The organism is Marinimicrobium locisalis (assembly GCF_039822625.1).
GTDB classification, from domain to species: domain Bacteria; phylum Pseudomonadota; class Gammaproteobacteria; order Pseudomonadales; family Cellvibrionaceae; genus Marinimicrobium; species Marinimicrobium locisalis.
In genome coordinates this window covers 1-3858 of the sequence record NZ_JBDLLG010000051.1, presented here as the reverse complement: position 1 = coordinate 3858, position 3858 = coordinate 1, and the positions used below count along the sequence as shown (strand labels likewise).

At 44.2% G+C, this 3858-nt stretch carries 6 protein-coding genes and 1 pseudogene; all 7 read left to right on the top strand.

Annotation, left to right across the window (positions count from 1 at the left end; genetic code table 11):
- Positions 1-491 precede the first annotated feature (491 nt).
- The 7 genes and pseudogenes from AAE514_RS18220 to AAE514_RS18195 all read left to right on the top strand — a co-directional run bounded on the left by AAE514_RS18220 (position 492) and on the right by AAE514_RS18195 (position 3801).
- Positions 492-968, top strand: a complete 477-nt coding sequence (locus tag AAE514_RS18220) for an NUDIX hydrolase (protein ID WP_347332989.1) — start codon at positions 492-494, stop codon at positions 966-968.
- A 187-nt stretch (positions 969-1155) separates the two neighbouring features.
- A pseudogene (locus AAE514_RS18650) lies at positions 1156-1401 on the top strand (DUF1801 domain-containing protein); the annotation flags it as partial.
- A 13-nt stretch (positions 1402-1414) separates the two neighbouring features.
- Entirely contained in the window at positions 1415-1810 is a 396-nt protein-coding gene (locus AAE514_RS18215) for a VOC family protein (RefSeq protein ID WP_347332988.1), read from the top strand.
- A gap of 138 nt (positions 1811-1948) precedes the next feature.
- A complete protein-coding gene (locus AAE514_RS18210) occupies positions 1949-2419 on the top strand; it encodes a hypothetical protein (RefSeq protein ID WP_347332987.1) in 471 nt (156 codons plus the stop codon).
- A 108-nt stretch (positions 2420-2527) separates the two neighbouring features.
- The gene (locus AAE514_RS18205) at positions 2528-2806 is read left to right on the top strand and encodes a type II toxin-antitoxin system RelE/ParE family toxin (RefSeq protein ID WP_341936782.1); all 279 of its coding nucleotides are present in this window, start codon (positions 2528-2530) and stop codon (positions 2804-2806) included.
- Between the two features lie 9 nt (positions 2807-2815).
- Complete coding sequence (locus tag AAE514_RS18200; protein WP_347332986.1) at positions 2816-3103, top strand: HigA family addiction module antitoxin; 288 nt, start codon at positions 2816-2818, stop codon at positions 3101-3103.
- A gap of 104 nt (positions 3104-3207) precedes the next feature.
- Positions 3208-3801 (top strand): acyltransferase family protein, encoded by a 594-nt coding sequence (locus AAE514_RS18195; protein ID WP_347332985.1) that lies wholly within the window; start codon positions 3208-3210, stop codon positions 3799-3801.
- The last annotated feature ends 57 nt before the right edge of the window (positions 3802-3858 follow it).

Sequence of the window (3858 nt, the reverse complement as noted above, 5' to 3'; positions counted from 1 at the left end):
ATTTCAGAATTTCTCGGAAAAACCCTGTCAAGTGTTTTTTCAAAAATTGAGCTGAATAGTTACGTTTATTCTTGAAGAGAGCGGAGATACTGTCTTTGCGAAATTGCAGGCAGAAGATGACTATGGCATTGAAATGACCATAACCCAAATGCCAAATGTAAGAGTTCGAGCAAAACGCCCAACCAAAAAGCAAGTGACGGATATAGCATGGTCTGAAATGCGAATGGACCCAAGGCTGCGATCACCAGATGAGGCACTTTCTAAATATTCTGTCGAAATGAATCGGCAGATACATCAACAAATCCAAGAAATCAGAAAATCGCTAAAGCGCATACAAACATTTTCATGCTTTATTAAGCTTTCAGCGGAAGTCCAGCGTGAATTGCCAAAAAAGTCATAACAAGGTGCGGCATTCCGCCACCGCAAGCGGTGGCGGGACGCTCGTAAACTCGCGCCCATGCGCACGTCGTTAAGTACCAGGAGGGAAGTGGGTGCTGAAATTTGATGTGGGTGATAGTTGTTTCAACTACAGAAGCGCTGCCGTCATTATCCATGATGATCATGTTCTTATACATAGATCTGAAAAGGACGATTTCTGGGCACTACCTGGAGGGCGAGTTGAGTTTTTCGAGTCTTCAGAAGACACAATTGCAAGAGAAATTTTTGAAGAGTTAGGAGTTGAGACACTAACACGTCGGCTATTGTGGCATGTAGAGAATTTTTTTGAATATACAGACAAGAAGTATCATGAAGTCTCAAATTATTTCCTAGCCGAGCTATTAGCGGATCCTAATATAGTGCCAGAAAAAGACTTTCCGGGTGTTGAGGTTGATCTTGACCTAATTTATCGTTGGGTTCCAGTTTCAAAGCTTTCTGAATATGTAATAAAACCGGTATTTCTCATTGAAGGTATCAAAAACATGCCATCTTCGGTTGAGTACATAAAATCCAACGAGTTAGGCACTTAACAAATAAAGGCAGCGGATGCTTCGCACCGCTGCTTTGAGCGTTATAGCTCTCCAGCATTTGGAGTATGAGGAATATGAATATTTCAACGAGCGATAAAGTAAACGACTTCCTTTCTGATATACAGTCCATTTCCTCTGAGCAGTTTGATATGGTGATTGCAATAAGAGATATCTTCTTAAGGCTAATGAAGAATTAGTTGAAGGTATTAAATATGGTGGTTTGGTCTTTAACGTGTCAGATGCGTTGATCGGAGGCATTTATTCATATAAGGAACATGTTTCAATTGAGTTCAGTAATGGCGCGGACTTTATTGATAATGATTCGATCTTGGAGGGTGGTGATAAAAAGAGGCGGCACCTAAAGATATACGAAAATGACGATATCGTTCAAAAAAACGTCGCGCACTTTGTTAGTCAAGCAGTGAAAATCTAAAGGAAACTATCGAATGGTAAAATTCGGATATACAATAAATTATGTGCGTGATGTAGATATAGCTTTGTCATTCTTTGAGAAAGCATTTGAAATGAAACGACGCTTTATCACTGGCGAAATTGACTATGGTGAATTGGATACAGGTGAAACAGTTCTGGCTTTCGCATCTCATGAATTAGGATTATCAAACTTCTCTGGCGGATACATAAGTTCTACTGATTCAGAAAAACCATTAGGCATTGAAATAGCACTTATAACCGATGATGTTAGTGGCATACATCAGCGCGCAATACAATATGGTGCAGTTGAGTTAAAGTCACCTGAAACAAAACCTTGGGGGCAAGTTGTTTCATACGTTCGTTGTCCGTCTGGCATCTTAATCGAGCTATGTACTCCGGTCCAGAGTTAAGCTATAACAAAAAGCTGCACGCGGACACATATTACTACGCTCGTTTTTGTGTATGTCGCGTTGCTCCATTTTTACACAAAAACGCTCTCCGCAATATGTGCCGGTGAGCTTGGCGTTATATTAAAATTGGAGAGCATAGTGAAAATTAGGATATTTCGTGTTTTAGGTATTGTCATTATTGCGTTATCAAGCACAGCCTTTAAGAGCCAATCTGGTGGTGAGGGATTTAAGTTAACGGAAGGTCATGTTTCTTTTGTCGAGACTGAAATAGGAAGAAATCTTATAGTTGAAACGGATGAATCGTTCCAAAATTTATGTAATCGAATAAACAAAGAAATAGAAAGAGAGATCGATTACTGTGACCCAAACTATTTTGAGGAAATGGTTGTTAAGGTATGCAAAAAGGAGATTCTGGGAGTGCCAGTAATGAAAGGTCAAATATCAGGGTCATATCGAAAGCCCTGGTACAGCATGGTCGAGGTTCACAAAGACGAAATTGATAAACATGGAAGTGAAGTAGCAAAGAAAACAGCGGAAAAGATCATTGCTCTCAAAGAGCATGGCGCCAAACATGTATTTGACTTCACTATCAACTTTAAATGCATATAACAATCAAAGGCAGCATTGCCCCTACGGGGCTGGACCTCGCTCCGCTCGGCCGCTGCTTTGGGCGTTATGTGCATTGACACCCGATACGTTACAGGGTACATTTAAGGGATGATACGAAGCTTCAAACACAAGGGCTTGGCCAAGTTCTTCAAGTCCGGCAGCACTGCAGGGATCCAGGCCGCTCATGCAAAGAGGCTTCGGCTTATTCTCGGTAGGCTTAATGCGGCTTCCGGCGCCAAAGACATGGACTTGCCGGGCCTTAGGCTCCACGAGCTTTCCGGTAACCGGTCGGGGATCTGGTCGGTGACGGTAAGCGGTAACTGGCGCGTGACGTTCCGTTTTGAGGATGGAGACGCCGAGATAGTGAATTACGAAGATTATCACTGAGGTACTCCTATGTTGATGCACAACCCTCCCCATCCTGGTGAAGTCATACGAGAGCTTTGCCTAGAGCCTCTAGGTCTGTCTGTGACAGCAGCTGCGGAAGCTCTCGGGGTCAGTCGAAAAACGCTAAGCGCCGTTCTGAACGGCAAAGCCGGTATTAGCCCGGAAATGGCTATTAGGCTTTCTATCGCTTTTAACACCTCTTCGGAGAGTTGGCTAACCCAGCAATCTCAATATGAGTTGTGGCATGCTGAGCAACATCGTAAGGACCTCAGGGTCAAGAGGCTTGTCGCCGCGTAGTAGAGAACATAACCAAGCCATGAAATACGCTCCCTGCGGTCGCCGGACCTCGTTTCACTCGGCCGTTTATGGCGGGCGTTAAATAACCTAATCAAGGAAATGCAATGTCACGAAATCAAGGATTCGATGCCCTCCGAATCTTCCTCACCTTGCTTGTGGTTGTACACCACGTCTCGATCGTCTATGGCGGAGCCGGCGGTTGGTATTGGAAGGAGGCGTCAGAATTAGACCCCAGTCTTGTCGCCTTTAATGCTGTGAATCAGTCGTTTTTTATGGGCCTGTTCTTTCTACTGGCAGGGTATTTTTCAATCATTTCACTGCGGCAGCATGGAATCTCCGCTTTCGTGCGAGGGAGAGCAGTAAGGCTTGGTGTCCCGCTTCTTGTGTACTTCTTGCTGATATCTCCCCTAACAGTTGCGCTTGCAATCGCCGATACGCCCAGTGAATTGTGGTCAACTGCTGTTACGTTAGTGGCTCGAAAGCAATTCGAACCCGGACCGCTTTGGTTCGTCTTCGCCTTAATCTTGCTTAGCAGCTTACTTGCCATTATCTACGCACGATTTCCGAACAGAATTCAGTCGCCTATTGATTTGCCGGGCCCCGTAACGATTGGGTTCTGTTTGATTTTAGTAGGCTGTTTCACTTTCTTGGTACGGCTTTCTATTCCAGTAGGCGAGACAGTCCTGTGGTTATGTTAATGGCCATCTAAACTGACCCACCTCTGGCCAATAATTTTGACCCACCCCAGGTGGCTT

Bases quoted from the DNA above. Each gene is read 5' to 3' on its own strand.
- AAE514_RS18215 (WP_347332988.1), top strand. From the start codon at position 1,415: ATGGTAAAATTCGGATATACAATAAATTATGTGCGTGATGTAGATATA.
- AAE514_RS18205 (WP_341936782.1), top strand. From the start codon at position 2,528: ATGATACGAAGCTTCAAACACAAGGGCTTGGCCAAGTTCTTCAAGTCC.
- AAE514_RS18200 (WP_347332986.1), top strand. From the start codon at position 2,816: ATGTTGATGCACAACCCTCCCCATCCTGGTGAAGTCATACGAGAGCTT.
- AAE514_RS18195 (WP_347332985.1), top strand. From the start codon at position 3,208: ATGTCACGAAATCAAGGATTCGATGCCCTCCGAATCTTCCTCACCTTG.